At 68.5% G+C, this 357-nt stretch carries 1 protein-coding gene; it reads left to right on the top strand.

The genetic code is table 11. The annotated features are described in order from the left end of the window. Nucleotide 1: 1 nt before the first annotated feature. Nucleotides 2-357 (top strand): thiolase family protein (locus tag AC1DN2_RS21385; RefSeq protein WP_476851882.1); only part of this gene is annotated, 356 nt, incomplete at its 3' end.

Raw genomic sequence — 357 nt, 5'->3', positions numbered from 1 at the left:
CATGAATCAGGCATTTATCTATGACGCTGTGAGGACGCCGTTCGGGAAGTTCGGTTCCGGCCTCGCCGGGATCCGCCCGGATGACCTCGCCGCGCACGTGATCCGCGAATCCGTGAAGCGTGCCCCGGCCCTGGACGTGGAGCGGATCGATGAGGTGGTGTTCGGCAACGCGAACGGYGCCGGCGAGGAGAACCGCAACGTCGCCCGGATGGGCACCCTGCTGGCCGGGCTGCCCGTCTCGGTCCCGGGCACCACGGTCAACCGGCTCTGCGGGTCCTCCCTGGACGCGGCGATCATCGCCTCCCGCCAGATCAACACCGGCGACGCCGAGCTGATGCTGATCGGCGGCGCCGAATC

Source organism: Arthrobacter sp. 01L42, from assembly GCF_056400005.1.
This window is presented reverse-complemented; position numbering and strand designations above follow the sequence as displayed.